Source organism: Nocardia sp. NPDC059691 (genome assembly GCF_042733915.1).
In the GTDB taxonomy this organism is placed as follows: Bacteria; Actinomycetota; Actinomycetes; order Mycobacteriales; family Mycobacteriaceae; genus Nocardia; species Nocardia sichangensis.
On record NZ_JBHWFB010000005.1, the window covers coordinates 239,399 to 259,104 of the forward strand.

Consider the following 19,706-nt stretch of genomic DNA (forward strand, 5'->3'; position numbering starts at 1 on the left):
GGCCGAAGCATGTTGCAGTGGCCCGTTGTTTGCTAGGAATTCGACGCCCGGCGGCGTGCGGATGGGAGGGGATTGATTCAGACGGCCATGCGGCGGCGGCTGCGCCGCGCGTGCATCTCGCGCTCGGTCTCCGACATGCCGCCCCAGATGCCGTAGGGCTCGCTGACTTTCAGCGCGTGCGCGCGGCACTGCATGAGCACCGGGCAGGTCCGGCAGATCTCCTTGGCGCGCATCTCGCGGGCCGTGCGGGCCCGGCCGCGCTCACCATCGGGATGGAAGAACACCGCGGAATCCTGCCCGCGGCACGATCCTCGCATCTGCCAATCCCAGACATCGGCGTTGGGTCCCGGGAGGTGGGTCGGCATGGGCATGGTGAACTCCTCGTGGTGCGAGCTCGTCAGCGTTGTCGAGCAGTTGTTCTGCAACAGTTGTGGGCCACGACGCCGTGTCGGCGGGGGTACCCGGGGGGCTCGCCCTTCGTGGTCGCTGCAATTTCGCGCGGCGCCGTCCGTGGCGATGAGCTACGTTAGGTCCAGCCGCGAAATTCCGTCAATAGTTCGGCGCAGCACTTTTCCAAATCTCGCGCTGCCAAATTTAACCTCCGAACTGTTTACTTTTCGTGCTGGTTCCGGCGATACTGTTCGGTTGGCCGGAGGCCCGTGGCTGCCGCATGTGCCGCAACTGATCCAATTTCCGCTGGTAGGGGCGATTTCATGGTCGTAGCGCCGACGCGACGCCGATCTCGTGCCGATGATGTCGGTCACTGCCGCGGCCGAGGGGGTTCGTGGGGTGTGGATCCGAAGATGGCGGCAACGGGGCGGGCAGGTTAATTACGCGAAACACGCATGAATTCCCGGCGTGGCCGCTCGGCGATAGCCAGGACGAGATTTACCTAATGGCAACATCCGCTCGGCGTCGGAAATCCCGAGTGTCGCCGGTCGGCCGTCGCTCACCTTTCCTCGCCGGAGCCGGGGTGCCGCACGGGATAGAGTGCGCCCGTGTTCGCGCCCGCTCCGCTCGGAGATCCTCACCTCGCGGTCCTCGCCGAGGCCGCCTTCGGCGCCGCTCCGGGTCGCGCCGCCGCCGACCTTCCGTCCGCGTCGGACGCACTCGGCCGGTGGTATCGCGCGGTGGTTCTCGGCGGCCAGGGCCGTTATGCGGCGGCGCGCGCCGAATTGCGAAGGGTATGCAACCACAGCAACGACCCCGTCCTCCTCTCACTGGCGGGAAGTACCGAGGGTTCTTTTCTTCGCCAGCTCGGCTGGCACGAACGCGCCGCGGCGTTCGACGGGCGGTCGGCCGCGTTGATCCTCACCGCCGGCGCCGGAGCGGAGCCGGACAGCGCCGAGGAGTTCGGCGGCTACCGTCCCAGCCGCGCCGACGCGATCTGCGACGCGCTCACCGGACTCGCCGCCGACGCGCTCGGAACCGGGCGCCTCGCGCTGGCCGACCGCTTGCTGCGGCGCAGCGCGTCGGCGGCACAGCAGCATCGGGCCGGTTGGCGTCCAGCGATCCGCTTGCGCTGGGTGTCCGCGGAAACGGCGCTGGCGGCAGGCGATTTCGAGGTGGCGGCGGCGCGCGCGGCGGCCGCGCTGGAGCTGGCCGAGCGATCCCCGTCGGTGCGCCACCGGGTCAAGTCACGCTTGCTGGTCGCCGCCGCCGACGTGGCGCTCGACGCGCGGGGAAGATCGGGCGTCTCGGCCGAGGATGTCGCCGAGCAGTGCCGCGAGCACGGCCTGCTGCCGTTGCGCTGGGCCTGTGCCATGCTCCGCGCCGGATCGGGCGCGCGGGACGCGGCGGCGGAGGCGGCCGAATGTGCCGCGGCCATCGCCCGCTCCGGCGGCGTGTTGCGCCCCATGGCGGGGTGGTAGGTGATCACGGAGTCCACCGTGTTGACCAGTTCCGGCCAACGGGTCGCTATTGTTAGATCCGTTCCGCCCCTTCGGTGGAAGCATTGGTCGTCACCTGACCATGCCACTTTGTAACGCCGGGAATATCTCTGACGATGACGCACACGGGCGAAGAGTTGGACCTCGCCGTCGCTGCCGCTGCGCAGGGCGACAGATCCGCTTTAGCTCAGGTACTGGAGATGATCCGCCCGCTGGTGGTGCGCTACTGCCGCGCGCGGATCGGAGCCGCGGAGCGTGGGCAGCTCTCCGCGGACGACGTTGCGCAGGAGGTTTGCCTGGCCGTGATGACAGCCTTGCCCAGGTATCAAGACCAGGGCAGGCCCTTCATGGCCTTTGTTTACGGAATCGCTTCGCACAAGGTCGCCGACGCGCATCGCAACGCCGCCCGTAACAAGGCGGAGGCGATGGCCGAAGTACCAGATGTCATATCCACCGACCAGGGACCGGAACAACGAGCTCTCGAGTCCGAGACGAGCAGACAGATGAACCGTCTGCTCGCGACGCTTCCCGAGAAGCATCGAGAGATCTTGATCCTGCGCTTGGTCATGGGTTTGTCAGCGGAAGAAACCGCGGTCGCCGTGGGCAGTACGGCGGGCGCGGTACGGGTCGCCCAACACAGGGCACTCGCGAAACTCAAGTCACAAGTGGCGAGGGCAGGTGAAATGTATGGCTAGGGATGGCGAGCGCGGTCGGGGTGACTGGAAGGCGCGGCTTGGATCGCGGAACAGCGGTCCCTACGCCGAGGCGTCCGGTGACACCGGCCCGGTCGACATCGCCGCGGTACGCCGCGACGATGCTCTGATCGATGCCATCGCCAGCGATGGTCCGGTGCACACCGACAGCGCCGAGGAGTATCAGCTCGCGACGTTGCTCGCGGACTGGCGAGCGGAGTTGATCGCGCCTCCGATGCCGGCCGAGCCGGACCTGGACGCGATCGTGGCCGCGGTCAACCAGGAGATCGGCGCGCGGCAGGTTCGCATCGGGGCGCACGGCGGCGGCGGGCGACTGCGGCTACTACGTCCGATCATGGGCACCGCGGCCGCGCTGGCCCTGGTCATCGGCGGCATGACGGCGTTCTCGTACAACGCCGAGCCGGGCGATCCGCTGTGGCGGGTCAAAGAGGTCGTGTTCAGCGAACAGGCCCAGACGACCGTGGTCCAGCGGGCGGGCGACGATCTGAACGAGGCTTCCACGCTGGTCACTCAGAACCCGACGCAGGCCAAGGTGCGCCTGGAGCGGGCCAAGGAGAATGCCGCGCAGGTCAGCGATCCGGACAAGCGCGCCGAGCTGATGACCGAGTGGGAACAGTTGCTCGCGAAGCTGCGCGAGGTCAATCCGGAGTTGGCCGATCAGCTGGGTGCGACGGTGCCCAAGACCACCGACCCGCGTGCCACCCCGGGCAACGCGACCACGAAGCCCAGCCCGACGCCAGGTAGCGGGACCTCGACGATCGTGCAGCAGCCCGGTCAGCCGACGAACAAGCCCTCGCCCTCGGCCGACGCCACCGCGCCCAATGGTGGTGGAACGTCGAACAGCGGCGGAACGACGAACGGCGGTGGCGCGCCGACCACGGTGCCGCCGGTGACGACACCGCCGCCCGTGACCACCCAGCCGCCGGCCACCGTGGAACCGACGGCTCCGCAGGAGCCGCCGGTCACCGAGGTCAAGCCGCCTGCGGGCGGACCTACGGGAGACACCGGTAATCCGACGGCGCCGCAGCAGCAGCCGCCGACAGCTCCGGCGCCGGGCAACACCAATACCCACAACAGCAACAATCAGCCGCCGCCGACGTTCAGCGTCCCCGGCATCCCCAACCCGGGCTCGTTCGTGCCGCCCGGCCGCTGACAGAAGAAAACGGTCCAGGCAAGAACCGATCGCCAGCCAGGCGGTCGGCTTTTTGTCTTTCCGGGAGAAGTCGGTCTAGCCAGCGGCTGACCATAGGGCGGTAACTCTTGGGCGTGTCCGCCCGCGACGGAACCTCGCGGTGCGTCTGCCGAAGTGATCGTGTGCGTCGAAAATCACAGCGGCAAAGGCGGGGTACGCGAGCCTCGAAAGGCCCGCGTGCGGTTCGATCGAGCCCGAATCAGCCGTCGAATCCGTCGAACCCGTCGCCGTGGAAGGCCTCGTTCATCGACGCGTCCGCGTAGCCCCGGCAGTAGTCCCAGGTGACGTACGCTTCCGGCGTCGGGTCGTAGGCGGGCTCGTGCGGGCGGACCGTGCCGTCGACCAGCAACTGAAGCAAGTTGGCGCGCAACATGTCCCAGTCGTGGTAGTGGTCCTGCCTACAGTCTTCGCAGCTGACCACGAGTCCGCGGATGCCGCGGTGGGCCAGCAGTGCCTCGTACACCGCGAGGTCGGCGAGATCCTCCTCGACCGCAAGGCGCTCGTGGGGATCCAGCGGTTCGCCGGGCTCGATGGCATCGAGCGCGGCGGACGGGTCGGAGGGGTCTCCGGCGAACGGATCCGGCGGCAAGCCAGGTGGTAGATGGTCACGCACATCCCCACGGTACGCAGAACAGGGTGGTCTGCGCCAGCTATGCGGCCTGCCAGTTTCGGTGGTGGGCTCACTTCGTCGGCGAGTTCACCGGACAGATACGATGGAGCAAGGCTACGGCGGGTCCCGATCGCACCGCCGCCGAACCACGTCCATCCCATCAGCCGTCACGGCGCCGGTGACACCGGCGCCGGTCGCTATCGACGTCCAGGAGGGGTCGATCCGAATGAGTAATCCCGTATCGGGCGAACGAATCGCAGTCCGCCCTCCTACGGGTGGCGACGATCCGAACAAGATCGCCATGCTCGGCCTCACGTTCGACGATGTGCTGCTGCTGCCTGCCGCCTCGGATCTCATCCCCAGTTCTGTGGAAACCTCCAGCGTGCTGACCAGGGAGATCCGCCTGCGCACGCCGTTGGTCAGCTCGGCCATGGACACGGTCACCGAGGCGCGGATGGCCATCGCGATGGCGCGCGCGGGCGGCATGGGCGTGTTGCACCGCAACCTCTCGACGGCCGACCAGGCCGCCCAGGTGGAGACGGTCAAGCGGTCCGAGGCCGGTATGGTCACCGACCCGGTGACCTGTCGTCCGACCGACACCCTCGCCGAGGTCGACGCGATGTGCGCCAGGTTCCGCATCTCGGGTCTTCCCGTGGTGGACGAGACCGGTGCGCTTGTGGGCATCATCACCAATCGCGACATGCGTTTCGAGGTGGATCAGAACCGCCGCGTCGCCGACGTCATGACCAAAGCCCCCTTGATCACCGCGCAGGAGGGCGTCACCGCGGAAGCCGCGCTCGGACTGCTGCGCAGGCACAAGGTGGAGAAGCTGCCGATCGTCGACGGCAACGGGCGTCTGCGCGGCCTGATCACCGTCAAGGACTTCGTCAAGACCGACCAGTACCCCAACGCCACCAAGGACCGCGACGGCCGCCTGCTGGTCGGCGCCGCGGTCGGTGTCGGCGAGGACGCCTGGTCGCGGGCCATGACACTGGCCGACGCGGGCGTCGACGTGCTCGTGGTGGACACCGCGCACGGTCACCAGGTGCAGGTGCTGCAGATGGTGACCAAGGTCAAGGCCGAGGTCGGCGACCGGATCCAGGTGGTCGGCGGCAACGTGGCCACCCGCCAGGGCGCGGCCGCGCTCGTCGAGGCGGGCGCGGACGCGGTCAAGGTGGGCGTCGGCCCCGGTTCGATCTGCACCACCCGCGTGGTCGCCGGTGTCGGCGCGCCGCAGATCACCGCGATCCTGGAGGCGGTCGCCGTGTGCAAGCCGGCAGGTGTCCCGGTGATCGCCGACGGCGGCATCCAGTTCTCCGGCGACATCGCCAAGGCCATCGCGGCGGGCGCGTCCACGGTGATGCTCGGGTCGCTGCTCGCGGGCACGGCCGAGTCGCCGGGCGAGCTGATCCTGGTCGGCGGTAAGCAGTTCAAGAGCTATCGCGGTATGGGCTCGCTGGGCGCCATGCAGGGCCGCGGCCAGGCGAAGTCGTTCTCCAAGGACCGTTATTTCCAGGACGACGTGCTCGCCGAGGACAAGCTGGTCCCCGAGGGCATCGAGGGCAGAGTGCCGTTCCGCGGCCCGGTCAACCAGGTGATCCACCAGTTGGTCGGCGGTCTGCGCGCGGCCATGGGCTACACCGGCTCGCAGTCGATCGCGCATCTGCAGGAAGCCCAGTTCGTGCAGATCACCGCGGCGGGTCTCAAGGAGAGCCACCCGCACGACATCACCATGACCGTCGAGGCCCCTAACTACACCGGACGGGGTTAGCCCACTAGGTTCATGTACAGGACCAACCGGTCCGTGCATGATGGAGCTTGCCCACCGGCTGTGGCGGTGAGCGACCTGCGGCGAGTTGGCGGTTTTGTGCTGCCCACCTGCCCCCACAAGTAACCACTGGAGGCGCGAGTCTTACGAGCGCCCGTTCGCGGCCCGGCTCGCGTTCCAGCGGTCGATGCCATGCGCCGCAGGCGCGAGTCTCGACCGCTGGAACGCGAGCCATAAGGGGCCCGCGAACACGCAGCGCCGCAGGCGCTGCAAATCAGACAAGGAGATTTCGCGTGCGCGACATGGTGGAGATCGGCATGGGCCGGACCGCCCGGCGTACCTACGAGCTGGACGACGTCGACATCGTCCCCTCGCGCCGGACCCGCTCGTCGAAGCAGGTCTCGCTGTCCTGGCAGCTGGACGCCTACCGCTTCGAGATCCCGTTTCTCGCGCACCCCACCGACGCCCTGGTGTCCCCGGAGTTCGCCGTCGAACTCGGCCGCCTCGGCGGGCTCGGCGTGATCAACGGCGAGGGACTGTGGGCGCGGCACGCGGATGTCGGCGCGAAGATCGACCAGTTGCTCGAGCTGGTCGGCAAGGGCGGTTACGAGCGCGCCGTGGCGCTGCTGCAGGAGTTGCACGCCGCGCCGATGCAGCCGGATCTGCTCGCCGCCGCGGTGGCGCAGGTCCGCGCCGCCGGCGTCACCGTGGCGGTGCGGGTGAGCCCGCAGAACGCGCGCACGCTCACCCCGGCGCTGCTGCAGGCGGGCATCGACCTGCTCGTGGTGCACGGCACGATCATCTCCGCCGAACATGTCGGCGACGGTGAGCCGCTGAACCTCAAGACCTTCATCGCCGACCTGGACGTGCCCGTGGTCGCAGGCGGCGTGAGCGATCACCGCACCGCGCTGCACCTGATGCGCACCGGAGCGGCGGGCGTGATCGTCGGCTACGGCTCCTACCCCGGCGCGACCACCACCGGCGAGGTACTCGGCATCGGCGTGCCGATGGCCACCGCGATCGCGGATGCCGCCGCCGCCCGCCGCGATTACCTGGACGAGACCGGCGGTCGCTATGTGCACGTCATCGCGGACGGCGACATCTCCACTTCCGGGCAGCTGGCCAAGGCGATCGCGTGCGGCGCGGACGCGGCCATGCTCGGCGTCCCGCTCGCCGTGGCCGCGGAGGCGCCGGGCCGCGGCTGGTACTGGCCGTCGGCGGCCGCGCACCCGTCGGTGCCGCGCGGGTCGATGCTGCACGTCGACGATCCGTGGGATCTCGGTGGCGAGCCGGTCGGCGACACGGTGCGCCCCAGCCTGGAACGGGTGCTCTTCGGCCCGTCCGACGATCCGTTCGGTTCGCTGAATCTCGTCGGCGGCCTGCGTCGTTCGATGGCCAAGGCCGGCTACTCGGATCTCAAGGAGTTCCAGAAGGTGGGCCTGAGCGTACGCGCTTGAAGGTAGGCCTGAACGTACTGCGGCCCTCCCAGCTACCCGGCGATCACCGGAGAAGCGAGTCTTACGAGCGCCGTTCGCGGCCCGGCTCGCGTTCCAGCGGTCGAAGCGCATGCGCCGCAGGCGCGAGTCTCGACCGCTGGAACGCGAGCCATGAAGGGGCCGTGAACACGCGGCGCCGCAGGCGCTGCGAATCGACACAGCGTTCAGCGCACGCGGGTCGGTTTCGTTCGTGCGCGCAGGAACTGCTGGATCGCGTGGTTCACCGGCTCGGGATGGGTCATCGTCACCGCGAGTCGGGCTTCGGCGATTTCGATGAAGGTGGCGCCGGACAGCCCGCGGGCCAGTTCCTGGGCGCGCTCGCGGTCCATGCCGCTGTGGGTGGGGTGGATCACCAAAGCGGGGCAAGCGATTTCGCGGAGGCGGTCCAGTACCGAATCCCGGCTGAGCAGGCAGCCCGCCGCCACCTCGATGCCGCGGCGGTCGCGCACCAGCCAGCGTTGGGTCCAGATCGAGCGGTACCACTCGTCGTCGCCGATCAGCCAGGAAGCCAGCTGGTGCACGGCTCGTTCGCGGGAGCCGTCGTCGTACCACTCGTCGAGGAATTTCTGCGTCGCGGTGGACTGCTCCGGGGTGGGACCGTGTGCTTCGGTGCTGATCAGGATCAGCGCGGAGACGCGTTCCGGTGCGATCAACGCGGTGCGCAGCGCCGTGAAACCTCCCTGCGCGGTGCCGCCGACGACGGCCCGCTCGGCGCCGAGATGATCCAGGACGGTCAGCGCGTCCCTGGCCGCGGTCCAATAGGTGAAGGGTAGGCCCTCGTCCCTGGTGCGGCCGTGGCCGCGGGCATCCCAGGAGACGATCCGGAATTCCGGTGCGAGAGCGGCCGTTTGGGCGGCGAACATGGTGCGGTCCATGAGGAACTCGTGCGCCAGCAGTACCACCGGGCCGTCCCCGCCGCTGTCCTCGTAGTGGATGTCGGCATCGATCGCGCGGGCGAAGGGCACGAGCAGAAGGATAACCAGCGAGCCGGGCGGCGGGTGACGATTCGGGCGGTCGGCTCGCCTCCCACACGGGCCCGCTGTGCCGATGATTCGCTCGTTTCGCCGCTCACTAAACTGGGCGAGTGGCACAAACCCAGAGACCGGTCCTCGTCGTCGACTTCGGAGCACAGTACGCCCAGCTGATCGCGCGGCGGGTTCGCGAGTCGAGCGTGTACTCGGAGGTGGTTCCGCACACCGCGACGGTGGAGGAGATCGCCGACAAGCAGCCGCTCGCGGTGATCCTGTCCGGCGGTCCGGCCAGCGTGTACGCCGAGGGCGCGCCGCGGCTGGATCCGCGGTTGTTCGATCTGGGGCTGCCGGTCTTCGGCATCTGCTACGGCTTCCAGGCGATGGCCCAGGCGCTGGGTGGAACGGTCGCGCACACCGGCACCCGTGAGTACGGACGCACCGAACTCAACATCGACGGTGGTTTGCTGCACGGCGGCCTGCCCACCATCCAGCCGGTGTGGATGAGCCACGGCGACGCGGTCACCGACGCGCCGGAGGGCTTCGAGGTCACCGGCACCAGCGCGGGCGCGCCGGTCGCCGCCTTCGAGGACCGCGCGCGCCGGTTGGCCGGTGTGCAGTACCACCCGGAAGTGCTGCATTCGCCGCACGGGCAGCAGGTACTGAGCCGGTTCCTGCACGAACTCGCCGGCATCCCCTCCACCTGGACTCCGGCGAACATCGCCGATTCGCTGGTCGCCTCGGTACGCGAGCAAATCGGCGACAAACACGCGATCTGCGGACTGTCCGGTGGGGTGGACAGCGCCGTCGCCGCCGCCCTGGTGCAGCGCGCCATCGGTGACCGGTTGACGTGTGTGTTCGTCGACCACGGCCTGCTGCGGGCGGGCGAGCGGGAGCAGGTGCAGCAGGATTTCGTCGCCGCGACCGGCGCCAAACTGGTGACCGTCGACGCGGTGGACAAGTTCCTCGGCGAGTTGAAGGGTGTGACCGATCCCGAGGAGAAGCGCAAGATCATCGGGCGGGAGTTCATCCGTTCCTTCGAGGACGCGGTGGGCGAGGCGGTGCTCGAGCACGGTGCGGCCGACGGCGAGACGCCGAAGGTCGAGTTCCTGGTGCAGGGCACGCTCTACCCGGACGTCGTTGAGTCCGGCGGCGGCAGCGGCACCGCGAACATCAAGAGTCATCACAATGTCGGCGGTCTGCCCGACGACCTGGAGTTCGAACTCGTCGAACCGCTGCGGTTGCTGTTCAAGGACGAGGTCCGCGCGGTCGGACGCGAGCTCGGGCTGCCGGAGGAAATCGTCGCACGCCAGCCCTTCCCCGGTCCCGGTCTCGCCATCCGTATCGTCGGTGAAGTCACCGCCGACCGGTTGGAGACGCTGCGCAAGGCCGACGCCATCGCCCGCGAGGAACTGACGGCGGCCGGTCTGGACGCCCAGATCTGGCAGTGCCCGGTCGTGCTGCTCGCGGAGGTCCGCAGCGTCGGCGTGCAGGGCGACGGCCGCACCTACGGACACCCGATCGTGCTGCGCCCGGTCTCCAGCGAGGACGCCATGACCGCCGACTGGACCCGGTTGCCCTACGAGGTGCTGGAACGCATCTCCACCCGCATCACCAACGAGGTGGCGGAGGTCAATCGCGTGGTCTTGGACGTGACCAGCAAGCCGCCGGGCACCATCGAGTGGGAGTGAGCTCCCGGCCGCCCAGCGGGCGGTGACTACTCGCCGCCGTCATCGCGTGCGAGATCAGCGGGGGCGGTGGAAAGCGCTGTACAGGATCACGCGGCCCAGAAGTACGCCGTTCGTGATGCCGGGTCTGGGATCGGGCGGTGTGGTCCGGGTGGTGGGTGGCGTCTGATCGGCGGGTTCGTCGCGCTTCATGCGGTGGTTGTCCTGTCGTAGGAATGCGGCCCGGCTACGGTGGCGGTGGCTCGGGGCTGAACGCGAAACGGCCCGTCCAGGTGGACGGGCCGCACGCTCATCGTCGTCTGCGGGGGGAGATCACCAGCACGATGCCGATGACGATGGCGGCGAGCACGACGATCCAACCGATCGAGATCATGCCGGCCGCGGGCCAGGACGCCGGGCCGACGAAAGCCCACACGCTGATCGCGAGGGACAGCAGTCCCGCGATGAGCAGCGAGGCGGCGGGGCCGCGGCGGGAGTCGGTCGTCTCCTTCTTCTCGTTCTCAGCCACGCTGCACCTCCACGTTGCCGACGCGGACGTCGACGTTCAGATCGAGCACCGGCGCGCCGGGAGTACCGGGACCACTGATGCCCTCGGGGCAGAGTGCCTCGGCCATCGTCGCCGTGCACGTGGTGCGGACGGTCATGTCGGCGGGCAGCAGGATGTGGGCTTCGCCCATCCGGACGTCGATGTCCACGGTGCGGTTCTCGGTCAGTTTCAGCGACCGCAGGTCCAGCGTGCCGGTTCCCATGGTCAGCTTGTAGTTCTGGGCCAGATCGGTGACGGATGCGGGCGCCCAGGTGCGGTCGCCCAGTTGATCGGATTCGATCGGACCGATCGCGGAGGCGAGCAGGACGAACCCGGCGAGCGGCGCGGTGAGCACGAGCAAGCCGTAGCCGCGCCGCAGGAACGCGCCGACCACCAGGCCGAGGCCGATCACGGCCAGCGCCGCCGCGGCGATCCGGCCGGGGGTCATCCATTCCGCGCCCGAGGCCGCCGCCGCACCGGCACCCGCCGCCGCGAGGATGGCCAAGCCGATCACCACCGGCGTGAGGCGCGAGCGCGGACGCTTCTGCGGCGGGGCGACGACGGTGCGGGCCGGGGTGGGCTCCGGCAGGTCCCAGGCGAGTGGAGCTACGCCGAGTGGATCCCAGGACGGCGGGGTCGGGCCGCCGATGATCGCGGGGTGAGCGGCCGCGGGGCCACGCGAGCTCGGAGCGCGGCCCGGGGCCGGAACGTCTTTGCCGAGTGAGATCGGAGCGTCGGACGATGACGGTCTCGTGCCTGGTCCGCTTTCGGCTCGATCGTCATGAGTCGAGTCCGATCCGGCCGAATCGGCTCGGTCGGTGTGAGTCGTATCCGATCCGGCTCCGCCGACCGAATCGATCCGGCCGCTGCCGACCGCCGCCGGGCCGTCTTGATCGCCGAGCGTGGCGGCCGAATCGGTCTGATCGGTGACCTGAGCGTCGGCTTCTCTCTCGTCGGCGACCGAACTCGTCGCTGATCCGGCGACGGGCACGGCGACGTCGTCCGGTACCACGGTCGCGTCATCGACGGCGGGCTTGTGCAGCGGGACCGTCGCGCCGTCCGCCGCAGGCGCGGACGTCTCCGGGACGTAGGAATCCGGCAGTTTGGTGTACGGCGTGTACACGGCGGTCGGCGGCACGTACAGATCACCGACCGTCCGGGTCGCTCCTTGCGGGAAGACCGCGCCGGGGTAGCCGGTGGCGTTGATTCCGCTCTCCGGGGCGAATCCGCCGAACACTTCGGTGGTCCCGGGTGGCGGGTTGGGGGTGCGCAGGTGCAGCATCCACCAGCCCGCCAGCATCAGGGCGAGGCTGATCAGGCCGGATCCGCCGAGACCGACACCGACCGGTCCCATCGTGCTGACCGCGATGGCCAGCGCCACGATCAACACGATGGTCTTGGTCTGCGACTGCGAGCTGTGGCCTTTGCCGACCAGCGACTCGGCCGCGGATGCCTGGTCGCCCGCCGCGCTCAGCAGTAGCCAGGCCAGCAGGTAGAGCACGATGCCCGCGCCGCCGAAGATCGTCGAGACGACGAACGCGACCCGAACCAGTACCGGATCGATCTCGTAGCGGCGCGCGAACCCCGCCGCGACGCCCGCGACGGGCCCCTGCTGCGGCAATCGGACCGGCCGGGTCTGCCATATCTGCTGGACCTGGTCGCCGAAGCTCGTTTTCGTCATGCTTCCCATGGTGTGCCGATCCGTGGAATCGGCGCATCGGGGGGAACCCTGAAAAACAGCCTGAACACTTTGGACCGATCCACCGATGCAGCAAACTTTCAGCTATGAACGGGTTCGACCGGGTCCGGCCGCGTCCGCCCTGGTCGGCGCGGGTGTGGTCGAGCAAGCGAGATCAGGGTGAATCCCGATGCTGGCAGCTTCGTCGCCGTGCCAGTATCGAAGACATGTACCCGTCTGTTCCCGCGTTCGACACCCGGGGGTTCGACGCTGCACGTGGGCTGGGTCCCGCGCCCGCGCCGGTCCCATGGCCGCCGCAGGCGCGGATCTTCCGCCGGTCGGGCGGCCGGGTCGTCGGCGGAGTGGCGGGCGGTCTGGCCGACCATCTCGGCGTCGACGTGTTCAAGGTGCGGATGGCGTTTGTGCTGCTGTCCGCGCTGGCCGGGGCGGGCATCGTCGCGTACGGGCTGCTGTGGATCTTCACGCCCGGCGGGTCGGATCAGGCAAAACCCTCCGGTACGGAGCGGCGGCAGGCGATCGGGCTCGCGATGCTCGGGCTCGGGCTCGCGATCGCCGTGTCCTGGGTGTTCAGCGGGACCGCGGCGAAGGTGATCGCGCCGATCATCGTGGTGGCGGTCGGCGCGGCGCTGGTGTGGCGGGAGTACGACGTCGACGGGCCGCGTTCGCTGCTCGGGCTGCCCGCGCGTCCATCGGTGGTCACCTGGTCGCGCATCGTCGCCGGTGCGACGCTGATCGTGGCCGGTCTGGGTGTGGTGGTGCTGGCCAGGATCAATTTGAGCTCGATCGGTTCGGCGCTGCTGGCGGTGGCGGTCACGCTGATCGGTGCGGGACTGCTGACGGTTCCGCTGTGGCTGCGCATGATGCGCGCGCTGAACGCCGAGCGCGCCGCCCGCATCCGCAACGAGGAACGCGAGGAGATCGCCTCGCACCTGCACGATTCCGTGCTCCAAACACTCGCGCTCATCCAGCGTCAGGCCGACGACCCGCAGGAAGTGCTGCGGTTGGCCCGCAGCCAGGAGCGGGAACTGCGGAAATGGCTGTTCGAGGATTCCGGGCCCGCGCAGTCGAGCTTGGCCGCGGCCCTGCGGACCATCGCGGGCGAGGTGGAGGACCAGCACGGCGTGAAGGTGGCGCCGGTGACCGTCGGCGACGTATCGATGGACGTCGACGGCTCCGGATCGGGTCTGCCGAAGGAACACTTCACCGCCCTGCTCGGCGCGAGCAGGGAAGCGCTGGTCAACGCCGCGAAGCACGCGGGTGTCCCGGAGATCGATCTGTTCGCCGAGGTCGAGCCGCATCAGGTGAGCATCTTCGTCCGTGACCGCGGCTCCGGCTTCGACCTCGCGTCCGTGCCGGAGGATCGTCGCGGCCTGGCGAAGTCCGTTCGCGGCCGGATCGAGCGCCGCGGCGGCCAGGTGGACATTCTGTCGACGCCGGGTCGCGGCACCGAGGTCCGAATCACCCTGCCGCGGACCGATTCCGGCTGCGCCCCCTTGGACGAAGAGCCCGCTCCGGCCGCCCGCTAGGCACGCGTTGCGCACCTGCCAGGACGAGACAGGCGTGTGGGGGACGAGTGTGGTACGGGTTGGGGGTCAAGGGTCGGTTAGGAGAAGTAGGTGACCGTGCGGGTCTTTCTCGTCGATGATCACGCCGTTTTTCGGTCGGGTGTGCGTGCTGAATTGAGCCGGGAGGCGGACATGGAGGTGGTCGGTGAGGCCGGCGGGGTCGCGGAGGCGGTAGCCGGGATCAATGCCGAGCGACCGGACGTCGTCCTGCTCGACGTGCACATGCCCGACGGCGGTGGGGTGGCGGTGCTGGCGGGCATCGAGCCGGGGCCGGTGTGCCTGGCGCTGAGCGTGTCCGACGCGGCCGAGGACGTGATCGCGGTGATCCGGGCCGGGGCCAGAGGGTATGTCACCAAGACGATTTCGGGAGCCGAGCTGGCCGACGGCATCCGCCGGGTGGCGGGCGGCGATGCGGTCTTCAGCCCGCGCCTGGCCGGCTTCGTCCTGGACTCGTTCACCGGGAGGTCCCCGGTACCCGAGCCGCCCTTGGATCCCGAACTCGACTCCCTGACCCCGCGTGAGCTCGAGGTCCTGCGCCTGCTCGCGCGCGGCTACACGTACCGCGAGATCGCCGAATCACTCTTCATCTCGGTCAAAACCGTGGAGACGCACGCCTCCAACGTCCTGCGCAAGACCCAGCAGTCCAACCGCAACGCCCTGACCCGATGGGCACACCGCCGCCGCATCGACTGACTGCCGTTCGGCTCCGGGTGCCCGGACGTCAGAGGACGGCGACGATGATCCCGATGATGATGACCAGGCCGATCAGCAGGCCGACGGCGATGGCCAGGGGGGCGTTGCCGGGCTGAGAATTCCTGGTGCGCTGCGGGGGCGTGGCCGCGGCCGCTCCCGCGAGGTTGCGGTGCGGGCGGGGGAGCGGCGTGGAGTGCTGGCTGCGGATCCCGGATGCCGAATTGCGCGCGGCCCAGAACGGGATGGTTCCGTCCTCGGTGCGGACGGGCGCGCCCAGAATGTACGGTCCGGTGCCGGGACCGAAAGCGGCGGTGAGGATTTCGTCGCGCGCCTCGGCCATGGTTGGACGGCGCTGCGGCGCGGGCTCCATCATGTGCAGCAGCGCCTGGGTGAGCATGCCGCTGCGGGTCGGCGGGATGATCTGCGCCATGGCGGCGCGGTGCACGATGACGTCGCTGTCCTCGTCGAAGCCGTACGGCGGCTGTCCTTCGATCGCGGTGTAGAGCGTGGCGCCCAGGGAGAACACGTCGCTGGCCTTGGTCGGTTGCGCTCCGCGCGCGACCTCGGGGGGCAGGTAGGAGGGGGTGCCGGTGATCACGCCGTCCGGTTCGTCGAGCAGGTCGCCCGCGCCGCTGGAGATGCCGAAGTCGCTGAGTTTCGCCATGCCCACGCCGGTGCCACGGTCGGCGACGAGGATGTTGCCCGGCTTGATATCCCGGTGCACGATGCCGACCGCGTGCGCGGCGGCCAGCGCGTCGGCGACCTGGGCGCCGATCTGCGCGACCTCGATCGGCGGCAGCGTGTCGACCAGCGCGAGCGCCTTCGCGACACTGCGCGACGGCAGGTGCTCCATCACCAGCCAGGGCTCACCGGCCTCGAGCACCACGTCGTACACGGCGATCGCGTGGTCGTGCGAGAGTTTCGCGGCGACCCGGCCCTCGTGCATGATCTGGTTGCGGACCGCCTCGGCTTCGGCCTCATCGAGCCCGGCCGTGGTGAGCACCTGCTTGATCGCGACGTCCCGGTCGAGCAGGCGGTCGTGCGCCAGCCATACCGCGCCCATGCCGCCGCCACCCAGCTTCGACTGGAGGCGGTAGCGGCCTGCGACGAGATATTGGGGGCCGACAGTAGGACGAGCGCGTTCGGTCACGGGTGCAGGGTAGCGGAAAATGGGGCTAGCTGGCCTGATTCGTGTTCGCGCATAGGCGGACATGAGGCACTGGTATGTGTCACGCCCGCTCTCGGTTCGAATGTGTGCCCCACACCATACCGATGAACCGGTGCCGGGCGTGGTAGCCGGGCGCGCGCCGGATCCGGTCCCGATGCGTCTTGCGGCGGGGCATGGGGAAGCTGCGGCGAGGTTGCCCGGCGGCGATCGTCGGGCGGAACCGACGGCCAGGCGCCCTCGCCCGCGGAGGGCGCCGCGGGTGCGAAACGAGGGCTGTCGCGGATCGCTCGCACTCCATCTCGTGTCGACACCCGCGTGCTGGACCTGCACCGATTCCACTCGAAGCCGGATCGGACCCGCGTGACCGCGACACGAGGCTGCCGAACCCTTGACGGAAACCCGGGGGTCGGTTTCTACTGTGTCGGTATCGAACGTATATTCGATACAAATCGATAGCTGAATCGGTGCTGGCACTCGAATGGAGGGTCGCTCCGCATGCTTCGCCTCGGGTCCATCGCGGGAAGTAGGTGGTTGAGATGGGTTCGGATGCGATCTCGCAGGGAGGGGTGAATCGGGGCGCGCCGGCGCGACGCGGTGGTGGGCGGGAAGGTGCCCCATCCCTCGCTGAGCTGCGTAGCCGCATGGCTGCGGTGCCGGGTCGCGGTGAATCGGCAGCACAGCGGGCTCCGCTCGGAGACGGGGCGCGCCGAGCGGCATTGCCGGTGCCCACGGCTCTCGCACCGTTGTTGCCGGATGGTGGCTTGGTCAAGGGCTCCGTGGTGGCGTACACGGGAGCGAGTTCGTTGCTGGCCGGTCTGCTCGCCGCGGTGACCGAGGGCGGTGGGCACGCCGCGGTGGTGGGCATGCCCCGGCTCGGTCTGCTCGCCGCGGTGGAGATGGGGGCGCAGCTGCGGCGGCTGGCCGTGATCGCCGATCCCGGCCCCGACCCGGTGGAAGTGGCCGCGGTGCTGCTCGACGGGCTCGATCTGGTCGTACTCGGACTCGGGGGCGCCGCCGTCGCGCCCGCTCGCAGCCGGGTGATCGCCGCCCGCGCCCGCAACAAGGGCGCCACCCTGGTGGTCGCCGACGGTCGCTGGCCCGGCGCGTCCCTCCAGCTCGATGCCCGCATCGCGGGGTATGCCGGTCTCGGCCGCGGGCGCGGACGTTTGCGTTCGCTCGGTTTGACGGTCGAAGTGCGCGGCAAGGCGGGACCGCCACGGCGTGGGCGGCTGGATTTGTGCCCGAATGCGGGGCGCGTGGAATGGGTGCTGCGCGAAAAGGCGGCTCCGCCGGTCGAAGCCGTCGACACACAGGAGGCGGTGTCGTGAGTGCCGCGGCCCGCGGTGCGGCGTGATTCGGCCGGGAGCCAAGCGGGTGCTCGCCCTGTGGTGCCCGGACTGGCCCGCGGTCGCCGCGGCGGCGGTGGCAGGCCTGCCCGCGACGCGGCCGGTGGCGGTGCTGTTCGCCAACCGGGTGGTGGCCTGTTCGGCGATCGCGCGAGCCGAAGGGGTGCGCCGCGGCCTGAAGCGCAGGGAGGCGCAGGCGCGCTGCCCCGAGCTGTTCCTCGCGCAACAGGATCAGGATCGGGACGCGCGACTGTTCGAACCGCTGGTCGCCGCGGTGGCCGCGACGGTGCCCGGTGTGGAGGTGCTGCGCCCCGGGCTGCTCGTGCTCGGCGCGCGCGGCGCGGCGCGGTTCTTCGGGTCCGAGGAGGCGGCGGCCGAGCGCCTGGTCGACGCGGTGGCAGCAGCCGGGGCGGAAGCGCAGATCGGGATCGCCGACGAGCTGTCCACGGCGGTGATCGCCGCCCGCCGCGCCGCGATCGTGCCCGCGGGGGAGGGGGCACGGTTTCTCGCACCGCTACCGGTTGGGGAACTCGCGGTCGAACCGAGCCTGGCCGCCCCGGAACGCGCCGAGCTGGTCGATCTGCTGCACCGCTTGGGGCTACGCAGGATCGGCGATTTCGCCGCGCTCTCCGCGGCGGAGGTCGCCTCCCGGTTCGGCACCGACGCCGTGCTCGCGCATCGCTGTGCCAGGGCGGAGCCGGAGCGTCCGCCGTCCGCGCGGCAGCCACCGCCGGATCTGGTGGTGGAGTACCGCTGTGATCCGCCGATCGAGCGGGTCGACGCGGCCGCCTTCGCCGGTCGCCTGCTCGCCACCCGGCTGCACAGCGCGCTCGCGGATGCCGGGCTGGCCTGCACCAGGCTTTCGGTGTACGCGGAAACCGCGGCAGGGGAACACCTTTCGCGAATCTGGCGCTGCGCCGAGCCGCTCACGCCGGAGGGCACGGCGGATCGGGTGCGCTGGCAGCTGGACGGCTGGCTCACCCGGCGCGACGGTGCGCGGCCCACCGCGCCGATCACCGTGCTGCGGCTGGAACCGGTCGAGGTGGTCACGGCGGGCGCGCTGCAGCTCGGCTTGTGGGGCGGGGACGGGGAAGAGGACGAACGTGCCCGCCGCGCGCTCATCCGAGTGCAGGGTCTGCTCGGCGGGGAAGCGGTGCGTGTCGGCGTGCTGAGCGGCGGACGCGGCCCCGCCGAACGAATCACCATGGTCACGCTGGGTGACGAACTCGTTTCCGCCGCCGACCCCGCGCAGCCATGGCCGGGCCGGCTGCCCGAGCCCGCCCCCGCCGTGATCCTGATGAACCGTCCGCTGGTGCGACTGGAAGCCGCCGACGGCGCGCCCGTCAAGGTCACCGACCGCGCCCTGTTCGACGCCGACCCCGCGCTGTTGCGCTGGGGGAGCAAACAGTGGCGGCTCACCGGCTGGGCTGGCCCGTGGCCGGTGGACGAACGCTGGTGGGCCCCCGATGCGGACGACGCGGAATTCACCGCCCGCGCACAGGTCCAACTCGACGACGCCCCCGCCGCCAGCCGGGTGCTGCTGCTGGTCTATCACGACGAAACCTGGCACGCCGAAGGGATTTACGGCTGAGAGGCCTCATTCAGGGCGCGACCACACGGTCGCCAACGTGAACGGATGTCCGCGCAGGGCGGCCCATTTCGGTTTGCGGGCCAACCACGCGTCGTCGACCAGTGCCTCGGCTACCTCGGTGAGGACCCAGCCCGCGGCCAAACCGGCCGACAGGTGCTCGCTGATCAAGTGCAGGTGGGTGCTGATCGCCACCGGTTCGCCGGAAGGGTCGGTGTAGTGCGTCGGCATTCCGGAAACCATGATGAATTGCGGGTGGTAGCTGACCAGTACGCAGCGCGCGCCCGGTGCGGCCAGCCGCCACGCCTCCGCGTAGAACGGCGCCAGCTCCGGTAGGTGCTCATCGATCAGCGACGCGATCACCAGGTCGTAGGCGCCTTCCGGCAGACCGGTGGCTCGCACGTCCGCTCGGGTCAGCGTGGTGTGGGCGCCGCGTTCGGCCGCCAACGCCAGCATCCCCTGGCTCACGTCGACGCCGTCGATGTGCGGTATTCCGCGGTCTCGCAACCAGGTTCCGGTTCGCCCGGTGCCGCAGCCGAGGTCGGCCGCGCGCCGCACCCGGCCGAGGTCCAGCCGCAGTCGCCCGAGCAGAGCGAGATCCATCTCGTCCAGGACGGTCTGTTCGTAGGTGGGGGCCCAACCGTCGTACCCCGTGGCCACGTCGACGGTGCGGTAGTCGCGGCGATCGAAATCGGCGAAGGAGGGCATGCGGCGAGTATTGCTCCGAGTTCGCCCACGCGCCAGGGATTTTTCGCGCCAGTCGAAACACCAATGTGGGCAACGAACTTCGCAATGGC

General features: G+C 69.8%; 18 protein-coding genes. 10 read left to right on the plus strand and 8 right to left on the minus strand.

Going from position 1 to position 19,706, the window contains the following annotated elements:
• Positions 1 to 77: 77 nt before the first annotated feature.
• Positions 78 to 371, minus strand: coding sequence for a WhiB family transcriptional regulator (locus ACFV2O_RS13675; protein ID WP_355076302.1), 294 nt, complete (start codon positions 369 to 371; stop codon positions 78 to 80).
• 627 nt (positions 372 to 998) lie between these two features.
• On the opposite strand from ACFV2O_RS13675, the gene ACFV2O_RS13680 reads away from it, so the two are divergent.
• From ACFV2O_RS13680 to ACFV2O_RS13690, 3 genes are all read left to right on the plus strand, one after another.
• The gene (locus ACFV2O_RS13680; RefSeq protein WP_379252037.1) at positions 999 to 1,871 is read left to right on the plus strand and encodes a hypothetical protein; all 873 of its coding nucleotides are present in this window, start codon (positions 999 to 1,001) and stop codon (positions 1,869 to 1,871) included.
• A 134-nt stretch (positions 1,872 to 2,005) separates the two neighbouring features.
• Positions 2,006 to 2,584: a sigma-70 family RNA polymerase sigma factor gene (locus ACFV2O_RS13685; protein WP_039795737.1), complete on the plus strand. Its 579-nt coding sequence runs from the start codon at positions 2,006 to 2,008 to the stop codon at positions 2,582 to 2,584.
• Positions 2,577 to 3,755: an anti-sigma-D factor RsdA gene (locus ACFV2O_RS13690; protein WP_355076306.1), complete on the plus strand. Its 1,179-nt coding sequence runs from the start codon at positions 2,577 to 2,579 to the stop codon at positions 3,753 to 3,755. Before ACFV2O_RS13685 ends, ACFV2O_RS13690 begins: the two co-directional genes overlap by 8 nt.
• A 238-nt stretch (positions 3,756 to 3,993) precedes the next feature.
• On the opposite strand, the gene ACFV2O_RS13695 is transcribed toward ACFV2O_RS13690, so the two are convergent.
• Complete coding sequence (locus ACFV2O_RS13695; protein ID WP_039795739.1) at positions 3,994 to 4,407, minus strand: DUF5319 domain-containing protein; 414 nt, start codon at positions 4,405 to 4,407, stop codon at positions 3,994 to 3,996.
• 223 nt (positions 4,408 to 4,630) lie between these two features.
• Here ACFV2O_RS13695 and guaB point away from each other — a divergent pair, with 223 nt between their 5' ends.
• On the plus strand, positions 4,631 to 6,175 hold the full coding sequence (gene guaB / locus ACFV2O_RS13700; protein ID WP_355076308.1) for an IMP dehydrogenase: 1,545 nt from the start codon (positions 4,631 to 4,633) through the stop codon (positions 6,173 to 6,175).
• Between the two features lie 290 nt (positions 6,176 to 6,465).
• Positions 6,466 to 7,629, plus strand: coding sequence for a GuaB3 family IMP dehydrogenase-related protein (locus ACFV2O_RS13705; RefSeq protein ID WP_355081654.1), 1,164 nt, complete (start codon positions 6,466 to 6,468; stop codon positions 7,627 to 7,629).
• A 203-nt stretch (positions 7,630 to 7,832) separates the two neighbouring features.
• Here ACFV2O_RS13705 and ACFV2O_RS13710 read toward each other — a convergent pair whose 3' ends face one another.
• Positions 7,833 to 8,633, minus strand: a complete 801-nt coding sequence (locus ACFV2O_RS13710; protein ID WP_379252038.1) for an alpha/beta fold hydrolase — start codon at positions 8,631 to 8,633, stop codon at positions 7,833 to 7,835.
• Between the two features lie 119 nt (positions 8,634 to 8,752).
• Between ACFV2O_RS13710 and guaA the strand changes: the two genes are divergently transcribed.
• On the plus strand, positions 8,753 to 10,327 hold the full coding sequence (gene guaA, locus ACFV2O_RS13715) for a glutamine-hydrolyzing GMP synthase (protein ID WP_379252039.1): 1,575 nt from the start codon (positions 8,753 to 8,755) through the stop codon (positions 10,325 to 10,327).
• A gap of 54 nt (positions 10,328 to 10,381) precedes the next feature.
• Here guaA and ACFV2O_RS13720 read toward each other — a convergent pair whose 3' ends face one another.
• From ACFV2O_RS13720 to ACFV2O_RS13730, 3 genes are all read right to left on the minus strand, one after another.
• Complete coding sequence (locus ACFV2O_RS13720) at positions 10,382 to 10,516, minus strand: hypothetical protein (protein WP_355078986.1); 135 nt, start codon at positions 10,514 to 10,516, stop codon at positions 10,382 to 10,384.
• 97 nt (positions 10,517 to 10,613) lie between these two features.
• The gene (locus ACFV2O_RS13725) at positions 10,614 to 10,832 is read right to left on the minus strand and encodes a hypothetical protein (protein ID WP_355078988.1); all 219 of its coding nucleotides are present in this window, start codon (positions 10,830 to 10,832) and stop codon (positions 10,614 to 10,616) included.
• The gene (locus ACFV2O_RS13730) at positions 10,825 to 12,540 is read right to left on the minus strand and encodes a PspC domain-containing protein (protein ID WP_379252040.1); all 1,716 of its coding nucleotides are present in this window, start codon (positions 12,538 to 12,540) and stop codon (positions 10,825 to 10,827) included. The genes ACFV2O_RS13725 and ACFV2O_RS13730 overlap by 8 nt, the downstream gene beginning before the upstream one ends.
• A 215-nt stretch (positions 12,541 to 12,755) precedes the next feature.
• Between ACFV2O_RS13730 and ACFV2O_RS13735 the strand changes: the two genes are divergently transcribed.
• Both ACFV2O_RS13735 and ACFV2O_RS13740 read left to right on the plus strand, forming a co-directional pair.
• A complete protein-coding gene (locus tag ACFV2O_RS13735) occupies positions 12,756 to 14,075 on the plus strand; it encodes a PspC domain-containing protein (protein ID WP_379252041.1) in 1,320 nt (439 codons plus the stop codon).
• Between the two features lie 96 nt (positions 14,076 to 14,171).
• Positions 14,172 to 14,807 (plus strand): response regulator transcription factor, encoded by a 636-nt coding sequence (locus ACFV2O_RS13740; RefSeq protein WP_157111826.1) that lies wholly within the window; start codon positions 14,172 to 14,174, stop codon positions 14,805 to 14,807.
• 28 nt (positions 14,808 to 14,835) lie between these two features.
• On the opposite strand, the gene ACFV2O_RS13745 is transcribed toward ACFV2O_RS13740, so the two are convergent.
• Complete coding sequence (locus tag ACFV2O_RS13745) at positions 14,836 to 15,957, minus strand: serine/threonine-protein kinase (protein ID WP_355078994.1); 1,122 nt, start codon at positions 15,955 to 15,957, stop codon at positions 14,836 to 14,838.
• A 554-nt stretch (positions 15,958 to 16,511) separates the two neighbouring features.
• Between ACFV2O_RS13745 and ACFV2O_RS13750 the strand changes: the two genes are divergently transcribed.
• Complete coding sequence (locus ACFV2O_RS13750) at positions 16,512 to 17,303, plus strand: hypothetical protein (RefSeq protein ID WP_379252042.1); 792 nt, start codon at positions 16,512 to 16,514, stop codon at positions 17,301 to 17,303.
• 22 nt (positions 17,304 to 17,325) lie between these two features.
• Entirely contained in the window at positions 17,326 to 18,912 is a 1,587-nt protein-coding gene (locus tag ACFV2O_RS13755) for a DNA polymerase Y family protein (protein WP_379252043.1), read from the plus strand.
• Positions 18,913 to 18,918: 6 nt separating this feature from the next.
• Here ACFV2O_RS13755 and ACFV2O_RS13760 read toward each other — a convergent pair whose 3' ends face one another.
• On the minus strand, positions 18,919 to 19,617 hold the full coding sequence (locus tag ACFV2O_RS13760) for a class I SAM-dependent DNA methyltransferase (protein ID WP_379252044.1): 699 nt from the start codon (positions 19,615 to 19,617) through the stop codon (positions 18,919 to 18,921).
• Positions 19,618 to 19,706: the final 89 nt, after the last annotated feature.

Coding starts and splice junctions, on each gene's coding strand:
- ACFV2O_RS13675 (WP_355076302.1), bottom strand. CDS start 371: ATGCCCATGCCGACCCACCTCCCGGGACCCAACGCCGATGTCTGGGAT.
- ACFV2O_RS13685 (WP_039795737.1), top strand. CDS start 2,006: ATGACGCACACGGGCGAAGAGTTGGACCTCGCCGTCGCTGCCGCTGCG.
- guaB (WP_355076308.1), top strand. CDS start 4,631: ATGAGTAATCCCGTATCGGGCGAACGAATCGCAGTCCGCCCTCCTACG.
- ACFV2O_RS13760 (WP_379252044.1), bottom strand. CDS start 19,617: ATGCCCTCCTTCGCCGATTTCGATCGCCGCGACTACCGCACCGTCGAC.
- ACFV2O_RS13735 (WP_379252041.1), top strand. CDS start 12,756: ATGTACCCGTCTGTTCCCGCGTTCGACACCCGGGGGTTCGACGCTGCA.
- ACFV2O_RS13690 (WP_355076306.1), top strand. CDS start 2,577: ATGGCTAGGGATGGCGAGCGCGGTCGGGGTGACTGGAAGGCGCGGCTT.
- ACFV2O_RS13720 (WP_355078986.1), bottom strand. CDS start 10,516: ATGAAGCGCGACGAACCCGCCGATCAGACGCCACCCACCACCCGGACC.
- ACFV2O_RS13750 (WP_379252042.1), top strand. CDS start 16,512: ATGGGTTCGGATGCGATCTCGCAGGGAGGGGTGAATCGGGGCGCGCCG.
- ACFV2O_RS13730 (WP_379252040.1), bottom strand. CDS start 12,540: ATGGGAAGCATGACGAAAACGAGCTTCGGCGACCAGGTCCAGCAGATA.